We start from the raw sequence: 17,917 nt of genomic DNA, 5'->3' as shown, positions 1-17,917 counted from the left end.
ATTACGTCCTCACTTAAAAACAATTTGGTAAATTATAAATAATAAAATTAAATGTACTGGATAGAAAACATAAAAACCCCACTTCAAAAAATTCGATTTCTTTCCACGTCGTCCTTTATATAAAACAAGAAAAGGTAGCGCTAAAAAGATACCAAACTGATATGCATGTGACCAGCCAGAGTTAATGATCGTGGGAATTAAATGGAATACAATACCTATCACAATAAAACTAATGATTTGTTTATTAAACTGCCCTTTAAATATTCCGAAGAAGAGAATCCAAAGTACCACAACAAAGTTCCAGTCTGCAGGTATAGCAAAAACACAACAAAGAACAATTAGGAATACTCGTACTAAAAGAGGTAACTTATCATTTTTATAAATAGCTAATGCTATTAATCCCAAAGCTAAACTCCAAAAAACACTTGTTGCTTTCCACCATGGTAAACCGAAATAAATAACATAAGGAAAATGAGAAATAGCTGCAAAAATCAATAACCTTTTAGCATACTTTTTTACATCAGATGTAAAAAAGTAACCTTCAGCAATTAAATAACACATAATCGGTGCTACGATTCTTCCTGGAATTCTTGAAAGTGCTCCCTCCACACTATCGTGAAGAAGAAATACTGCAAATAAATGGTCAAAAAACATCGCAATTATGGCAATGTATTTTAACGTATTAGAAGTTAAATCTTTTTCATAAAAATTTCTTGTTAGTGTTACCATTCATTTTCTCCTAACTATATATGGTTTCAGATTACGTATACTAATAGGGATTTATACAATTTCACCTCCACTTTCTCCCTCTCTTTTTCATCATAAGAAACAATTGTGGAGAAAGTTTGTACAAAAAAAACTCGTTACAATTTGTAACGAGTTTTAGTTAATGCCACTATTGAAAGCTATATTTAATTACTTATTTATTATCTAACGCTTGGCGTAAAGTCTCTACGTTTTGTTCCATTATCGTCAAATAAGTTTCACCATTTTTAATATCCTCTTCTGTTAATACACTTAAGTTATGAAGAGTTAAAGCCTCAGCGCCTATTTCTGATTGAATGACTTTCGCTAATTTTGATGAAACGTTTTGTTCAAATATAATATATTTGATATTTAATTTATTAGCTAAGTCAATAATTTGTGCTAACTCCTTTTGAGAAGGCTCATTTTGTGAGTTGAGTCCAGCTATAGGTACTTGTTGCAAATCGTATGTTCCTGCAATATAACCAAAAGCCGCATGTGACACAAAGAACGTACGATTTTTTGCTTGTGCCACCATTTCTTTAAACTGTCCATCTATATCTTTTAAATCTACCATGAGTTTTTGGTAATTTTCATTAAATACATCAGCTTGCTCCGGCATTTCTTGGACAAGTGCATCTTTTATTGATAAAGCAAGATCTTGTGAAATTGATGTAGATAACCAGACATGTGCATCTACATCACTATGTTCGACCTCATCTACTTCAGCCCTCTCTGTATGGTTCTCATCTTCCTCGTCTAAATGCTCGTCTACTTGTGCTCCTTTGCTCAATTTATATTTTTCTTCCGGAACATTTTCTGTTGTTGCAACAAATTTAACATTCTCATTTGCTAACGTTTTTTCTGCACTTTCAATGAACCCCTCTAATCCCAAGCCTATATAAAATAATAAATCTGCATTTGCAAATTTTATCATGTCCTGCTGTGTTGGCTCAAAAGAATGTTCATTTGCTCCTGGAGGATATACAGAGGATACCTCAACAAATTCGCCACCTATGCGCTCTGTAAAATAGCTTAATGGATAAACCGTTGTATAGATCTGTATCTTTTTGTTTTCATCCTTTTGCTGGGATGAACTTTCATTTTCGTTATTATTTTCACTACAGGCCACTAGCAAAGCAAAGCATAAAGCTAAAATAAAGACTAAATATTTTTTCATTCCTAATCACACACCTCAAATCGTAATCGTTACTATTAAGCGTTTTTAATTTTACAGAAACTTTGTATATATTTCAATCATTTAATGAAAATAATTTCTCAAAACTAGTTAGAAAATTATTCTCTGATAACAGATCCTCTATTCTGTTTCAATAAAAAATCGTTTATACCAAATTAAAAATACATAAACAGTCCAAAGATAGCGAGCATGGTTAGCTGCTTGTTTATAATGCTCATCTAGATACCTCATTAATTCTCTGGTATTAAAAAATTCCGATACAAATTCTGATTGAAACATTTCTTTTACCATTCGATAATATTTTTCTTCACGAAGCCAATGACGAATAGGAACTGGGAAGCCTAATTTTTCTCTGTTTGCACACTCTGAAGGCAGTGTTTGAAAAGCAGCTTGACGTAAGACGTATTTCGTATCAAAATCGTTCACACGATAGTCTGATGGAATATTTTTAGCCATTTCCATTACATTTTTATCAAGGAATGGAACCCTCACTTCGAGAGAATGTGCCATACTCATTTTGTCAGCTTTTAATAAAATATCACCTGGTAACCATAATTCTAAATCTAGGTATTGCATTTTTGTTAAATCATCTTCACTTTTAACTTTTTGATAAATAGGCCTTGTAATAGTTTCTACTGATGGACCTGTAAGATAAGCTTCATTTAACACCTTCAACACATCTTTTTCCTTCCAAACATGTGCTTGCCCAATAAAACGTTCTTCAACACTTTGTCCACCTTTAACGAAAAATTGTGTAATTTTCGATTGGGGTAACTTTTCGACATTAGATTTAATTTTTTTACGTAATTTGTATGGTAACTTTCCATAAAGTTTCATTTTTTTTGATTCTTTGTACCACAGATAACCTCCAAATATTTCATCAGCACCTTCTCCTGATAATACAACTTTGACTTCTTGACTTGCTAACTTAGCCAAATGATAAAGTGGTACGATTGAAGGGTCTCCGTGTGGTTCATCCATATGCCATTGAATGTCTGATAAAGAGGTAAAGGCATCTTCAGCTGAAATGAATTTACTAGTATTATTTAAACCAAGGTTACTAGCAAGTTCAGAAGCCAAATGTGTTTCGTTAAACATATCTTCTTGTTCATTAAAACCAATTGAAAAAGTTTTTGAAGGTAATAAAAGAGAAGCGATGTAACTAGAATCAATTCCCCCAGATAAAAATGATCCTACTTCTACATCACTAATCTGATGCGCTTTTACAGAATCTTTTAATACATTACGTGTATCCTTAACGTATTTCTCTAACGATTCATCTTTTGAGTGGAATTTTTTATCCCAATACTCATGTAGTGAAATATGATCGCCTTCAATTACCATATAATGTGCTGGTGGTAATTTATAAACTCCTTTAAAGAAGGTTTCATCCAATACTGAATATTGGAATGTTAAATAAGGTCTTAGAGCATCCTTATTAAACTCTTTAACGAACGAGGGATGTGGTAAGAAAGATTTAATTTCAGAACCAAACAAAATAGAACCATCCGTTGTATTCCTTGTGTAATACAGTGGTTTAATTCCAAAACCATCACGAGCTAGAAATAATACCCCTGTATTTTTATCCCATATACAAAAAGCAAACATTCCACGGAGTTTTTTTACTATATCAAATCCATATTCTAAATACCCATATATCAACACTTCACTGTCTGAAAGAGTTTGAAAGTTATAACCCTTTCGGAGAAGCTCCTGTCTTAGATCCATATAATTATAAATTTCACCATTAAAGACTAAAACAATGTTACCATCTTCACTTATAATTGGTTGATTCGCAGTGCTACTTAAATCAATAATACTTAATCTTCGAAATCCAAGTGTTACAAAGCTATCACTATATTTGCCTCCATTGTCTGGTCCGCGATGGATAATTGTATCCATCATATCCTTAATTATTTTATGATGATTCAACTCTTGTTTACCATGAGTATAGCCAATAAAACCACACATATAAAATTACTCCTATCTGTTTACTTGTTTTTTTGGATAAAAAAACTACTTAAGCATAAAAACAAAGTAAATGAATTTTAATAAACCTTTATATTATTGAGTTACCACAGTAGATATAAACAATTAATTATATAGACGTTTAAAAGCGTAATGGGACACTATTTATCTCAAGTGTCCCATTATGAAATGTTTATAGTTGATCTAATATTTCAGATTCATTTCGGATAGTTAATGGAAAAATAATCCTGAATTCTGAGCCTTCGCCTAGCTTACTATTGACAATAATTTCACCTTGTAGATGTTTAACAAGCTCTGCTACAATTGCAAGACCTAACCCGGTTCCCCCCATTTGACGGGCGCGTGACTTTTCTACGCGATGAAAACGGTCAAAAACAAATGGAAGATCTTCTGGAGGAATCCCAAGACCTGTATCTATAACAGCAAATTGAATACCCTTCTTGACCTTATTTACTTGAATGTTTACTTCCCCTTTATCTGTATAATTCACAGCATTTTCAAGTAAATTTAATAGTATTTGCTCTAATCGTAAACCGTCTGTCTGCATAATTGGCAAATTTTGTTCTATCTCCATAGACAATATTAAACCTTTTTCTTGACCTTTTAATTGAACTTTCTGAACAACGGATTCAACTAAATCTTCAATATCAACAGATTGAACATATAGTTTTATCATCCCTTCTTCCATTTTAGATAGTTCAAATAACTCCTGTATTAATTTAGCCAAGCGTTCTGATTCACTTTCAATGATATTCGAATAAATTTTTAATTCATCTTCATTTTCATATTGACCATTCTTTATGACCTGTGCATATCCTTTTAAATATGAAATAGGAGTTCGCAATTCGTGAGATATATTTGCTAAAAGTTCACTTCGATTAACACGATAATTATTAAGTTCGACACTTAAATCATTTATTGCTTTAGCCAGCGATCCAACTTCATCATTTGATTGGATTTGTACTCTTGTGTCCAGGTTCCCTTTCGCTATCTCCCTTGTGGCCTGTTCCATTTTTAGCAATGGGCGTGATAATCTCCATACTAGAAAAATTGTATAACCAAGTGCTAACACAATGGCTGTTATAATTGCACGAATAATCCAATCCCGAACAGCATGCATTTTGTGGTGGAATTCATCTATAGAGGAAAAGATTAGAACACCACCTTGGAAATTATTATTATCCATAATAGGTTGTCCTACATAATAAAACTTTTCGTAAGTATATTCTTCAAAACGTTCCCCTTCAACTTGTTTACCATCTTGTAATTTCTGCAGCCATTTTTTCGGAATCTTCTCACCTGTTTTGAACTCCAGAACATTCTTAGAAATTATCACTCCATTTTCATTAAAAAAAATCACATCGTGATTAGTTAAAGCAGTAATATTTTCGTAAAAATAAGGATCCTCTTTCATAGAAGTACTTGCAACAGTAGACAATCTATTTGCCATGTCTTTAATATTTTCATTTAAATAAAGTGAATAAACATTTAAAAAAATTCTATCAATAAAAAAAGCAAATGGAACTAAAATAGAAAGAAAAAGTACCATTATTACAACACCTAGTTTAAAAACTATACTATTCCACTTCATAGTACATTCTCTGGAATAATAATTTGATATCCCAAGCCCCAGACAGTTTGAATAATTTTTGTACCCTCTTTTACTTTTTTAAATTTTGTACGAATATTTTTAACATGAGAATCAACTGCCCTCAAATCCCTATTTTCGTAGGTATCCCATATTAATTCGAGTAACTCTTCTCTGGTAAAGACACGTGTAGGTGACTCTGCTAAAAATTTCAATAAACAAAACTCTTTAGCAGTCAATTCCATAGCTTCTCCATTAAATCGTACTTGTCTATTTGCTTTATCAATCACTAAAAATCCGTTATTAAACATAAGCACTTCATTTTCTTCCGGACTACTCTCCGTGTATTCTAAACGCCGAATTAAAGCTTTTATCCGAGCCTTTAACTCTTCAAAATCGAATGGCTTTATCAGATAATCATCTGCCCCCAATTCTAATCCTTTAACACGATCTTCTATTTCTGTACGTGCCGTGAGCATTAAAATGGGTACCTTGGAAGCTTTCCGCACTTCTTTACAAATTGACCATCCATCAAAATAAGGTAACATGACATCTAACACAATTAAATCAAAGTCTTTTTGTTTTAATGTCTGTAGAGCCGTTGCACCATCTTTTACTAACGTTAATTCATAATAGTTTTTCAAATGAATGTTTAATAAATCCAGCATGTAGGGCTCATCTTCGACAATTAAAACTTTTTTCAAAAACATTTCCCCACTTTCTTCATTTTAATATTTTTACATTTTCCAACACTTTTGCTGTCCCCTTGACTACACAATCCAAAGGGTCGTCTGAAACAATCACTGGTAGATTGGTTGCGTTACTAATAACAGTATCTAAGCCTCTCAATTGAGCGACTCCTCCTGTTAATATTAATCCTCTTTCCATTATATCAGCTGCCAATTCAGGTGGCGTATTTTCTAGCGTGTGCCTAATTGTTTGATTAATTATCTCAATAGGTTCTATTAAAACATTCCAAATTTCTTCATCTGTAATTTCTATAGTACGTGGTAGACCGGTTACTAAGTCTCTCCCTCGAATGCTTTTTCTATTCGAGAGTTCTTCATTAAATAAGTTTATCTTAATTTTTTCAGCTGTTGGTTCTCCGATTAAAAGCTGATATTCTTTTCGTATATGTTGGATTATTAGACGATCCATCTCATCACCTGCAACTTTGCAGGAAGTACTAATCACAATCCCACCAAGAGATATAACTGCTACCTCAGTAGTTCCCCCTCCGATATCAACAATCATAGAACCTGTTGGCTCCCATACTGGAAGGCTTGCGCCAATAGCAGCAGCAAAAGACTCTTCTACTATATGTGCATCCCTTGCACCACCTTGTATAGCAGCATCAATAACTGCACGTTTTTCCACACTTGTAATATTTGATGGTACAGAAATAACTAAAGTGGGTTTTGTTGCAAAAATACCTTTAGATACTGCCTGTTTTAAATAGTGTTGAATCATCAAAGTTGTTGACTCATAATCAGCAATTACTCCATCTCGAATTGGACGGATTGTTTGCAACCCACTATGTGTACGACCTATCATATCTTTTGCTTTTTGACCCGTTGCTACAATTTCTTTTTTGTTTACATCTATTGTAATAATTGAAGGCTCACGTACAGTAATCCCTTTTCCCTTAATATACATTAGAAGGTTAGCTGTACCAAGATCTATCCCTACTGCCGTACCACGATATTTAAACATTCTACTAAACTCCTTTTTACTACATTTATATTTATAATATTAGTAATCAAATATGGAGAAAGTATGTAGTTTTAATATTAAAGTTATAACTGGAAAGAAATCTTTTTGCTTTTAAATGTTAGAAAAGAGATATCACATGATATCCCTTTCTAATTTTTTGACCATTTATGTTTCAATTTAAAAGCAATCATTATAAGTACAAATAAATAAAGTAATACAAATAATGTCGTAATTAATTTCTGTTCCTCGAATTGAGCTCCAGCCAAAGTAAATGCTAGCATAGTAGGAAACTTACCTATAAGTGTTGCAAAAAAGAATGAGAAGAATTTAATCTTAGAAACACCAGCTATAGTATTAATAGCAGCTGAAGGCATAATTGGGATTAGTCGCCCAATTAAAATGGCCAAAAAGCCATTCCTTTCAAGTAAATCAAAAAAACCATGTATAGACTTCCATTGGGTTATTTTTCTCAATGCATACTTTTGTAATACATAACGAGCAACATAATACATACATATAGATCCGAATAAAGTACCCCCTAGACTAATAATAAGGGCAATTATAAAAGGATAACTAGAGGCAATAATACTTGCTAGTAATGGTATAGGTACAGCAGGAATAAAAGCAAGTGCGGACATTATGAAAAAGCTCGTAATAGCTGACCACAATGATGGCACTTGAAGCCAATCTAATAATACTTTCATACTATTCCTCATTTTTTATCACTCGAAAATGTCTATTGAATTTCCAAGCTAAGAAAAAGGCACGAGCAAAGTAATCAATTATAATAGCATACCAAACTCCAGCAATTCCTAAGTTTAAATGAATTCCTAATATATACACCCCGATAATTCGTATAATCCACATGCCGATTGCAGTACTATACATTGGACTCTTTGTATCACCTAATCCTTGAAGCGCACCAGCTAGAACTAAACCAATTGCCAATGCGGGTTGCGAAACGGCAGAAATACGTAACGCAGTAACGACCATATCAAGAATTGTTGGATCAGTTGTAAACCATGATGCTAACCAAGGTGCTAATACAAATATTATAGCTCCAATAATGGCCATAAAGATTATTCCAATAATGGATGTGATGTACCCATATGAACGCGCCTCTTTAAATTTTTCGGCTCCGTAACATTGCCCAACGAGCGTTGTTGCTGCAACAGCTAACCCATATCCTGGCATATAAGCAAACGCTTCAATATTCCCTGCCATTGTATGAGCAGCGTAGGTTTCAGTACCAATTCGTACAATTAAACCAAAATAAAGTACCTGGCCCATTCTCATAATTAGACGTTCAGCTGCTGTAGGTAAAGAGACTTTTAATAATTCCCTAGTCCATTTATTGCTATCGGGTATCACAGCTTTTAGTAAGTTAAATGCTACTTCAGATCTTTGGATATGTTGAAACAAACGGATAGCGCCAATTAATCTTACTATTACTGTAGCCCAAGCAGCACCTTCTACCCCAAGACCCGCAAATTTCCCAATTCCGAATATTAATAAGTAGTCTAAGACAATATGTAGCACATTAATCCAAATACTTACGGTCATAGGTGTTTTTGTATCACCTGTCGCACGCAAAATACTACCAAATGTGAACATAAATGATATTAAGAATGCCGGTATACCAACTATTTTAAAATAAGGTACAGCAACTCCAATTACTTCATCAGAAGCTCCCATAATTTGAAGTAAAGGTTCATTGAAAAAAAACGTTACAACTCCTAGGATAAGTCCTATTAGTAAAGAGATCCAAGTTGCATTCCTAGCAATGGTTTTTGCCCCTTCAATATCCTCTGCGCCAATACGTCGTGCAATTAGGGATGATGTTCCAACACTAAGCGCCATAAATAATGCAATATAAACGGCCAAAACTGCGTTAGCAATTCCTACTGCTGTTACCTCTATTACACCCAACTTTGCTACAAATAATGTATCCACAAAGCCAACAACAGTTTGTAAGATATTTTCAATCATTGCAGGAATGGCTAAAGCCAGTACAATCATAATTTTTTGTTTCAACGTGAGATTGCCAGTGATATCTTTAGTTACCATCACAACTCATCTCCTACCGTATAAAATTATCTAAAGCTTTCTTCAAATCATTCAAAACAGCCTCTTCATTTCCATCATGTACTGCATCTACTAAGCAATTCTCCATGTGATCAGCAAATACTACTTTTGCGGTACTATCAATCGCTTTTCGGACTGCAGCTAGCTGTAACAAAATATCAGCACAATCACGATCTTCTTTTGCCATTTCTTTTATAGCACGTACGTGACCTTCTATTCGTGCTAAACGATTTATCACTTTTTTTCTTTGAGTATGATCGTGCTTATGGTTATGTGAATGCGAATCTGATTTACACAATTTTCATCACTCCTTTTCCTAATAATATCCCCCCTGGGGGGATGTGTCTATAACATAATATAATTATTTTTACTTTTGTGTTATTCCTAAATCGTCTCAGGATTTGAAAAGGATTACTAAAACAATATTCTGACTTAGTAAAAGGAAAGGTTTTATTCTTAAAGCATAATTTTGGAGTATATATCAAGAAACCAACAAATTTTTTCATAAAAAAAGAGCACGCCTTTAAAAGCATGTTCTTTTTTGTTTTAGTTATTTATTTTTAACAACATTCGACGGTATATAATTAATCGATTTCCAATCAACACACTTAAAACTTAACAAAACAGAAATTTATCCCTTTTATACTCTGGTAAGGTTATTAATAACAATCCACGTTTGAGTTGCTGTTTAAGGGCTTGTAAGGGTGTAATATTTCTAATCAATTAGTGACAACTCAATTCACCTGTTAAGATCCATTCTTAACATTACAAGCTGTGACGGTGTTTTATAAGGTTCATATTTTTTGTTTTTATCAAAACCACAAATATTTTTTTCTTCGTTCATGTTCTTAATTAATTTTTTTAGTTTTTTAAATGTATTTTGATAGTAAATTGTAGTCTTAGGTATTAGTTTATCAATTACAATTAAATGCATTGGTATTATATCAGGTAAAATATAATTATCTGATTTATAATTTGAAGGATTTAATATCAACTTTAAATATTCACAGAATCTTTCAAGCAATAAATAGGGTAGTATATTACTTACAACCTTTTTTATTTGATTTATATCGATTGAATCAAAATCTTTAGTGATTTCAAAACAATTATTCAATAGATCTTCAAGATAATAACAATAAACTCCCTTAGGATAAAGTGAAAATCTTTCTAAATAACATTCAAAGTTAAATATTTTTGATTCAACTGGTCCTTGCCTTATTTTTTGAGATAGATTTATATCTTCAAATTCTTCTCTCCAAAAAGTAAATGCCAAAGCGAATCCACAATAAGTGTCATTGCTATTTAATTTGTTATTTAACTGAATACAAGTCGTATGGCTATTTATATAGTTTTTCACCAAATATCTTTTAATTGCTTTATAAATATCTCTAGATTGCATATAAATCTCATAAAATACAGCATCAATTTTATCTTTTTGCACGAGTGAACGAATGTTATAACGATGATTGAAAGTGTAATTGTAGTTATTTATTGTATCTTTTAAAACACTTTTTGAGGAAAGTAAGTTCTGTGTATATACTTCTTTTAGAATTTTATTTTCTTCAAATTCTTTATTCAAATAGTAATTTTTTTTATAATCAATTAATAAACTTAAATTAGATTGGTCGAATTCATTATATTTTCGTGAAATTCGTATTGGATGGATTAATAAGGGAATTTCCTTATGATGTTTATATAAGCTAAGAAGGTTTAACAGTTCATCATCTTTGATTGTAAATTGTTTTTTCCAACCATTAAAAATTGAAATTACATTATTATTATCTAATAAACATAAACCACATTCACAGGTAAATGGAGGATTTGAAAAATTGGACAACAGATATTTACCTAAAACCTTACCACACTTTTCACAGCTATCTAGTAATGTTTCATTTGGATGAAAAACACAGGTTTTAAAGAGGGTCATTTGATGAAAAATACTATGAAAACCAAATTTAATACAACTGGGGCAAAAGGTAATATTATCTTTGATAGCATAAGCATAGTTTAAACCTAATATAGGTTTTATTTTTTTGTATAGCAGTGAATTTCTACTTTTCAAGTTTACTCCAATTATTTTAATAGTTTTTTCTTTATCTAAACCAGATAAGCTTACAAGATTTCTTAGATAATCACCTGCACCTTCAATACGCTTTACTGCTTTAACATTATTGTTTCCAAAAATACCGAGTAGATCATTATTGTTTAAGGCATTAGAGAATTTAAAACGTTCGAATATACACCAATTGGATATATAACTATGGATCCAGTCCCTGTTCCAAACAAACTCCTTTTTATCCATTTTACCCCCTCCCCTTTAATCAACATCTAATAAAACTAACTCGGATTGAATGTAACCAGAATTAATTATTGCTTTTTTAAAAAGATTTTTATTTAGTAGTTGAACATTTTCAGCAAAAAAACCATAGTTTTTCAAGATATATTCTATAGACAGTGTAACGTATTGCATTGGTATTTCTTTGTTGTTTTGTAATCCTTTCTCTAATTGTAGTTCTAGATATACGTCATAAAACTCCTCTGCATAGTTAACTAACCTAAATCCATTTTCAAAATGGTCCCTGTAATAATACTGAGTAAATGACACATCTGAATTAACAGGAAACTCAGTTCCTTCATCATATTGCCCCAGTAAAATTTTAAAATCTTCGACATCTTTTAACCCATTAAATTGATAGCTATCACTCATAAATCTACCCACTATCTGAAAATCCTTATTTTTAATGAATCTTTTTCTACGGTCGATTAGTTCATCATGTCCTACTAAAATAGTAGTTAATACAATCCCATATTCATCTAATTCATTATATATATCCATTAACCAGTCATATTGAATGGCAGATAGTTTTTGCGCATCATCAATAAAAATAACAATTTTATTTTGTTTTGATTTTTCGGCTGCATTTATAAAAAAATGTTTTAAACGGACTCTTTTTTCACTTGGTCTTCCTAGATCAGGTGCAGCATGTCCAACTCCATCTAACAAATCCTCAAAAAAGTTACTTTCCCTAGCACTTTTATAGGTTCTACATCTTATATGGAACATAGGAATATTTTGATTCAATTCATCTGGAAGTACTTTGATTAAGTAAGAGATTGCACGTGTTTTACCTAATCGGGGGCGACCATGTATAATAGCACCTGGAAATCTGTTATCAATCCAGTTCCCTACTATATAACATAATTTATCAATTTCATTTGTAGCAATTAGATATTTTCCAGTGTCTACAGGGTGTTTTCCAAAAGGAACATTAATATTAGATACGTTCACCATAATATACACCACCTACAGGTTGATTGATTTTCTTTTATTTTTGTTTTTATTTTTCTCTACGTTTATTAAGTGCTCATAGTAGTTTGTTTCTGTGATTTCAGGATTAATGATATTTAATCTAATTTCATTTTTATCTGGATTAGTATTAGCGGCCGTAGGATTTTTTTCTTTTTGAATTAATTTTTGCTCTATGATTAAATCGTGAGTTGATTTGAATTCATCATTTTGTTTATTAATAGGATTATCTCTAAAAATATCGTCAACCTTAGCAACCTTTCTGACATCAATAACTTCTTGGTGTAGTACTTGTTGCTCTTTTTTTAACCTAACCTGTACTTTCTTCTTCTCTTTATTTTTCGTATCAATGTTATATCTTTTTTTATAGGATTTGAATTCAGCTAATAGATTCCTAAGTTTTCTATCGTTAATTGCATTTTCTTCTAAAAAAGCTTGAAAAGCATCCATGGGATCTTCATCTTCGGTGTAATGGAAATATCGTTCGCGCTTAAATTTATTTATTGCATCTCTTAATTTTAAGGAATGCTGCACAGTCCCCCAATAACCACTACAAGTTAATACCCCATATTTTGAGCCATCTTGTCTATATATTACAACTGAACGAAGATCCTCAGTATTAATCAAGATAGTTACTTTTTCATTTACCATTGAAAAATCTGTGCTAAGTTCAGGGCTAGAATAACGTTCATGTTTATAATGTATATATGGTCTTCTGCCTTGTTCTAAGTTACCATTAACTCTTCGTACACAAGTTATTGGAAATAAATTAACTAAGTTTCTGTTTTCCGCAGGAATAGTAGCAATATGAATTCCTTGATTAATTCTACTTTCAAAGATCTCTAAAGGAGTAAAGCCATCATTACCATCATGTGGTGTTGCATTGTAATTTGCTATAATTACGTCACATAATTCCTCAATCGCATCAGAGGTAATAGAAAATTTAATTGCATTTTTCTCAGCATCTTTCCTTCGAGGGTCCATTACATTACTACCTGTAGTTGAGGGAAGCCTATGAAAACTATTCTCTTCAATATTTCTGAAAAGACGTTCAACAATTGGTCTATTAACAGGAACTGCTACAGGTCCCATATTAATAGAACAACCTATTTGTTTTGTTAAAATATCTTTTATTTCTTTAGAAAGGTGTGATTTTGCGTTGTCATAGCTAATTTCATCCCATACGCCGTACTCAGCTTCAGGAAATTTAGATGAGGGAAACCCAGCATTTTTAGAATAACTTAATCCTGGTATATTAAGGCCTTTAGGTTTCCAAGGTAAAATTGCCGATTGAAAACACTTTTTAACATCTTCTTGGTTATATTCTTTATTGAAAGATAAGTGGTAACCTATAACAGCTCTAGTTGCTACGTCAACAACAGTTAATAACCAAATACGATTAAGTATATCTATTATTTCTTCTCCCTTTGGCGTTTGATATACAATTGCGGATATTACATCAAGTTTATGACCATCAAACTCTACTCTTTCTAATGGTCTAGTGATTGTTGAATTCGAGTTAATAGAATTGTTTACATTATCTAAGATCATGGAGGATTGCCCTCCATTAAGATTAGCTACTTCACGGATATAATTATTTGAAATATCTTTAATAAATCTTTCAACGGACTTTCGGGCTAAACTTATCGTGTTAAAAGGATATTCATTAGGTTTAATACCTATCTTCCTACATTCATTAATGAATTTCCTATGCAGATTTTTAAAACTAATTTTACGTTCTCTAGCGCAATTTTTTACTTTAGATTTATTAAAATACTCCTCTATTAAAAAGATTTTTAATTCTGGGTAATTTTTCAAAAGTAATTGGAATGCACCTGAATAATTTGTTGGATTAATATTACAAATCAATTTACGATTATATGGAACAACAGTTTGATAATGTATCAATCCTCTATAACCCAAAATTTTGTTAGAGTCATCATACATAATACAGCGGGAAGCAAAACGATATATTTCACTCCTTACTATTCCTGTTTGTTCAACTATATTATCTATGGGAAGTTCGGTAGTGAAAAAGAGATCAATTGCCTTCTTCCGCGAATTAAACGTTTGTAGTTCATTCACAGACATATCTCCAGTATAAACATTTTCCCAATTTGTAATATCTAAATCTTTAATTGGTACTTTATCTGTTAGGTATCGTCGCATGTCTTCCAAACCTCCGTATTCTTCCCTAAATGTTTTGTATCTAAATCACACTTAATAAATCCGTTATATACAAGATTACATACAATATTTATCAATTCACTAGTTTCAATATCTGTTTCAAGTGCTATTTGTTGAATTGATTTTGGTTGCTCAAAAATGTGCTTTTTTACAATGTCTATATTCTCTTGTCTAGCTTCTAGAGTATTTTTAACTTGTCGTATTAAAAGTTTTAAGTTCGATAATTTAATAGGGCTGAGTCCTATTTCATTTTCCGTCTTAATTAAATGACTTGCTTGATTTGCTTTACACCAAAGTTGTTGTACATTTATTTGTTTCTTTACAGAATCCTTCATTAAATCCTTTGAATATTTAATTTCAATAAAAAATTGGTTCCCATTTTTGTATCTTACCCACATATCTATAATAGAGAATTGTGTTTTATTATCTTCTATAATCTCCATTTTTATAGCTTGTTCACAAAAATCAATTATATTTGGATCGGTTTCTATTTGTAACCAATGATGATATTCTAAATCGCTAAATAAATAAACATTTCGTTTTAATTTATTGCTAAAAGCTTCCCATCTGTTGTTGCCATATCTTTTACTAGCAGAAGTTATCAATGGTTTATACAAAAATATCACCCGCCTATATAAATTGAATTTTCTGAAAATGTTTTATATGGATATTCTTGTCTTTATTATACAAAATCCGGACATTCTTGTCTCTAAATTTAGACAAGAATGTCCAGACATAATTTTAAAAAATGCTATTATATCAATTAATATGTAAAATATTTAATGTATGTAGATTCTTGTCCATACACATGTATTGTATATGGACATGAACTTGCAGACACTTTGGACAAGAACTTCCGGACAGTTTATTTTTTGGACAGGGATTGTCTGGACATTCTTGTACTTTTTACATCAAATCCGGACATTCATGTCTTTATTTTTGGACAAGAACCTTTAGACAATTTACTAAAGATTACTTATCTAATTCCATTTTGAGTGTACAGAAGTTCTTGTCCACGTACACAGACGTGATGCACACAACTTAGTCGTGAAGTCCATATACACTAAGTTGTACCCTTAGTGTTCACACACAACTAAGTTGTACCCTATGCAACCTAATCTTACCCCAAACAACTAAGATATACCCTTAGGGTTTAAAAATCTTCTTTATATAAATAAAAGAACTGAGCGAAAAATAACGCTCAGTTCTTTTGCAAATATTCACTCGATGCCTTTTGTCGAAATCCGAGGGCAAATCCCCCTTTTTAACACAACGTTTTTCACTTTAATTCGTTCTCAAAGCGCTTTCGTATTACTAGAGCCCAGACAGTGAACACCGCTAAAACAAATGCTGAGGCGACAGCAATCTGCAACACTATTCCGGTTTGAGATTTGAACAATAGCACGACTGAAATTATTAAAACGGATCCAGTAAAACCCATTCCAAAAATCAAAAACGCTAAAACCTTGTTCATCGAATCACCTCATAGATAATTAAAACAAGCTACTGCTCCAGAAATAGTACCAGCACCAAGAACTGCATATGCACCAATACATGCAGCACATATCACTGCAGTCACTGGTGTCGGTGCTACACACGAACCGCCACACGCAACAGCAATAGCATAAGCCAGCGTACCACCAATACCCATGGCTACTACAAGACAAGCTGCCACTTCGCTTACACCCTTGGTTGACATAGAGGGCTCTTCTGCAAGCAATTCTTCATCCGTCATATAAGCAATCCCAATATCCTCAGAATTAACAAGCGTTCCATTCAAATACGTCGAAACCTGGAAGTTTCCTAGCTCATTCTTGGTAAGAAACATTTCATTTGTCTGCAATACATTATCATCCTCATCGAAGAACACCGTGATGTTACTAGAAAGGCTATAATCCCCATACAAAGGAACTGAAACAGCTGTAACTCCACCACCGACAGTGTACACAACTGATCCTTCCAATTTAAGAGCAGACGCAGGAGCTACAGTCCCTTCACCCTTTTCGACTAAACGAAACGTTGCATCAATCTTTTCCTCAGCCTCAAAGCCGATAACTTGAACAATACCTGGAGCGTCATTAGTTATCGCGGAAACTGTAGTTTGAGGTAAACTATACAAAAAAGTAGCCAAAATCATTAATACTGGCAAAAAGAATTTTTTCATCTTCGACATAATAAAACCTCCTTTTTATTTCGTGATTTTGGTACAAATTACTAATTCTGCATCAAACTGTAATTATCCTTCTTGCCTTTGAAAAAAGATTGATAAATAATTTCTCCAATCCTTAATTTTGAGATAAAAGTAAACCTCGAATTTTAAACAAAGTTTGAACAAAAAATCTGTATCTGGACGTGGCAAAGCAAAAAATTGTACGGCTACTTTCAAATGTTCAATTCGCCCTTTTCTTAATTTATATCTACTTGAATTTAATAAAGCTGAAGTTAAAGATGGCATGAGCAACGGATATTCCAGCTCGTTTTTTGCCCTTTCGAGCTGCAGTCCGTCTGTATAATGCGCCTAGATAGGTTTTAGATCCTCTAACGGAATGAGCTACGTCCCTATTACTAGGCCCATTATTAGCGCTTCTCTTCTTGCTGCATCTGCTGGCTTAGGTTAGATTTTTGTCTGACAATTGGAAGTGCAATTAATTCTTACGCTGAATATTTTATTCGTCTTAAGGAGAATCTAGATTAAACGATAATTAGCATTATTTAAACGAATAATCCCCTTTTGAACGATAAATTATAGGAACCATCCGATAATTAGAAAGTTGTGACCAAGGTATTTATATTATGTAAACTAAAATTATTTGGCATGGATGAGGGCTTGGATTCGTCTACTACTGTACATGGACATCTGTATATGGACAAGAACTTGCAGACACTCATATAAAATTAAGTGTAGTCTTTTAATAAAAAATCATTAAAATGTTGCTTTAAAATAAAGTTTGTTCAAAAATTCTTCACAAGACAGTATTTTACGATAAATAAAAAGAATCCATTTTGTAAAAAGATTGCTCAAAATGGATTCTTATCCCTCAAATTTAAGATTGGTTTTTATAAAAAAGATCGATTATTTTCTACCAACAGGCTTTGAATTTACAGG

The 17,917-nt window shown here is 32.3% G+C and carries 14 protein-coding genes; all 14 read right to left on the bottom strand.

The genetic code is table 11. From position 1 onward, the window contains the following. Positions 1 to 9: 9 nt before the first annotated feature. The 14 genes from ABNX05_RS01045 to ABNX05_RS00980 all read right to left on the bottom strand — a co-directional run bounded on the left by ABNX05_RS01045 (position 10) and on the right by ABNX05_RS00980 (position 16,984). Positions 10 to 729 carry a TraX family protein gene (locus ABNX05_RS01045; protein WP_349657982.1) on the bottom strand — a complete coding sequence of 240 codons (720 nt, stop codon included), beginning with the start codon at positions 727 to 729 and terminating at the stop codon, positions 10 to 12. A gap of 190 nt (positions 730 to 919) precedes the next feature. Further along, positions 920 to 1,924, bottom strand: a complete 1,005-nt coding sequence (locus ABNX05_RS01040; RefSeq protein WP_349657981.1) for a metal ABC transporter solute-binding protein, Zn/Mn family — start codon at positions 1,922 to 1,924, stop codon at positions 920 to 922. Between the two features lie 138 nt (positions 1,925 to 2,062). After that, complete coding sequence (asnB, locus tag ABNX05_RS01035; RefSeq protein ID WP_349657980.1) at positions 2,063 to 3,913, bottom strand: asparagine synthase (glutamine-hydrolyzing); 1,851 nt, start codon at positions 3,911 to 3,913, stop codon at positions 2,063 to 2,065. Positions 3,914 to 4,103: 190 nt separating this feature from the next. Further along, positions 4,104 to 5,522 (bottom strand): sensor histidine kinase, encoded by a 1,419-nt coding sequence (locus tag ABNX05_RS01030; protein ID WP_349657979.1) that lies wholly within the window; start codon positions 5,520 to 5,522, stop codon positions 4,104 to 4,106. Continuing rightward, positions 5,519 to 6,223 carry a response regulator transcription factor gene (locus ABNX05_RS01025; protein ID WP_349657978.1) on the bottom strand — a complete coding sequence of 235 codons (705 nt, stop codon included), beginning with the start codon at positions 6,221 to 6,223 and terminating at the stop codon, positions 5,519 to 5,521. Before ABNX05_RS01025 ends, ABNX05_RS01030 begins: the two co-directional genes overlap by 4 nt. A 19-nt stretch (positions 6,224 to 6,242) precedes the next feature. Then, positions 6,243 to 7,232, bottom strand: coding sequence for a rod shape-determining protein (locus ABNX05_RS01020; protein ID WP_349657977.1), 990 nt, complete (start codon positions 7,230 to 7,232; stop codon positions 6,243 to 6,245). 149 nt (positions 7,233 to 7,381) lie between these two features. Continuing rightward, positions 7,382 to 7,936, bottom strand: a complete 555-nt coding sequence (locus ABNX05_RS01015; RefSeq protein ID WP_349657976.1) for a TVP38/TMEM64 family protein — start codon at positions 7,934 to 7,936, stop codon at positions 7,382 to 7,384. Position 7,937: 1 nt separating this feature from the next. Next, positions 7,938 to 9,299 (bottom strand): MATE family efflux transporter, encoded by a 1,362-nt coding sequence (locus tag ABNX05_RS01010; RefSeq protein ID WP_349657975.1) that lies wholly within the window; start codon positions 9,297 to 9,299, stop codon positions 7,938 to 7,940. 13 nt (positions 9,300 to 9,312) lie between these two features. Further along, positions 9,313 to 9,615, bottom strand: coding sequence for a metal-sensing transcriptional repressor (locus tag ABNX05_RS01005; protein WP_349657974.1), 303 nt, complete (start codon positions 9,613 to 9,615; stop codon positions 9,313 to 9,315). 441 nt (positions 9,616 to 10,056) lie between these two features. Continuing rightward, positions 10,057 to 11,619 carry a hypothetical protein gene (locus ABNX05_RS01000; RefSeq protein ID WP_349657973.1) on the bottom strand — a complete coding sequence of 521 codons (1,563 nt, stop codon included), beginning with the start codon at positions 11,617 to 11,619 and terminating at the stop codon, positions 10,057 to 10,059. A 15-nt stretch (positions 11,620 to 11,634) separates the two neighbouring features. Then, the gene (locus tag ABNX05_RS00995; protein WP_349657972.1) at positions 11,635 to 12,609 is read right to left on the bottom strand and encodes an AAA family ATPase; all 975 of its coding nucleotides are present in this window, start codon (positions 12,607 to 12,609) and stop codon (positions 11,635 to 11,637) included. A gap of 12 nt (positions 12,610 to 12,621) precedes the next feature. After that, entirely contained in the window at positions 12,622 to 14,793 is a 2,172-nt protein-coding gene (locus ABNX05_RS00990) for a TnsB C-terminal domain-containing protein (protein ID WP_349657971.1), read from the bottom strand. Then, positions 14,778 to 15,428 (bottom strand): TnsA endonuclease N-terminal domain-containing protein, encoded by a 651-nt coding sequence (locus ABNX05_RS00985; RefSeq protein ID WP_349657970.1) that lies wholly within the window; start codon positions 15,426 to 15,428, stop codon positions 14,778 to 14,780. Before ABNX05_RS00985 ends, ABNX05_RS00990 begins: the two co-directional genes overlap by 16 nt. 866 nt (positions 15,429 to 16,294) lie before the next feature. Beyond that, positions 16,295 to 16,984, bottom strand: coding sequence for a hypothetical protein (locus ABNX05_RS00980; RefSeq protein ID WP_349657969.1), 690 nt, complete (start codon positions 16,982 to 16,984; stop codon positions 16,295 to 16,297). Positions 16,985 to 17,917 lie beyond the last annotated feature (933 nt).

Source organism: Lysinibacillus zambalensis, assembly GCF_040183165.1.
Classification (GTDB): Bacteria; Bacillota; Bacilli; order Bacillales_A; family Planococcaceae; genus Lysinibacillus; species Lysinibacillus zambalensis.
The sequence above is the reverse complement of the archived record's forward strand: the minus strand, read 5'-3'. Positions and strand labels throughout refer to the sequence as shown.

Coding starts and splice junctions, on each gene's coding strand:
- ABNX05_RS01045 (WP_349657982.1), bottom strand. CDS start 729: ATGGTAACACTAACAAGAAATTTTTATGAAAAAGATTTAACTTCTAAT.
- ABNX05_RS01010 (WP_349657975.1), bottom strand. CDS start 9,299: ATGGTAACTAAAGATATCACTGGCAATCTCACGTTGAAACAAAAAATT.
- ABNX05_RS00995 (WP_349657972.1), bottom strand. CDS start 12,609: ATGGTGAACGTATCTAATATTAATGTTCCTTTTGGAAAACACCCTGTA.
- ABNX05_RS01015 (WP_349657976.1), bottom strand. CDS start 7,936: ATGAAAGTATTATTAGATTGGCTTCAAGTGCCATCATTGTGGTCAGCT.
- ABNX05_RS00990 (WP_349657971.1), bottom strand. CDS start 14,793: ATGCGACGATACCTAACAGATAAAGTACCAATTAAAGATTTAGATATT.
- asnB (WP_349657980.1), bottom strand. CDS start 3,913: ATGTGTGGTTTTATTGGCTATACTCATGGTAAACAAGAGTTGAATCAT.
- ABNX05_RS01040 (WP_349657981.1), bottom strand. CDS start 1,924: ATGAAAAAATATTTAGTCTTTATTTTAGCTTTATGCTTTGCTTTGCTA.
- ABNX05_RS00980 (WP_349657969.1), bottom strand. CDS start 16,984: ATGTCGAAGATGAAAAAATTCTTTTTGCCAGTATTAATGATTTTGGCT.
- ABNX05_RS01030 (WP_349657979.1), bottom strand. CDS start 5,522: ATGAAGTGGAATAGTATAGTTTTTAAACTAGGTGTTGTAATAATGGTA.
- ABNX05_RS01020 (WP_349657977.1), bottom strand. CDS start 7,232: ATGTTTAAATATCGTGGTACGGCAGTAGGGATAGATCTTGGTACAGCT.
- ABNX05_RS01000 (WP_349657973.1), bottom strand. CDS start 11,619: ATGGATAAAAAGGAGTTTGTTTGGAACAGGGACTGGATCCATAGTTAT.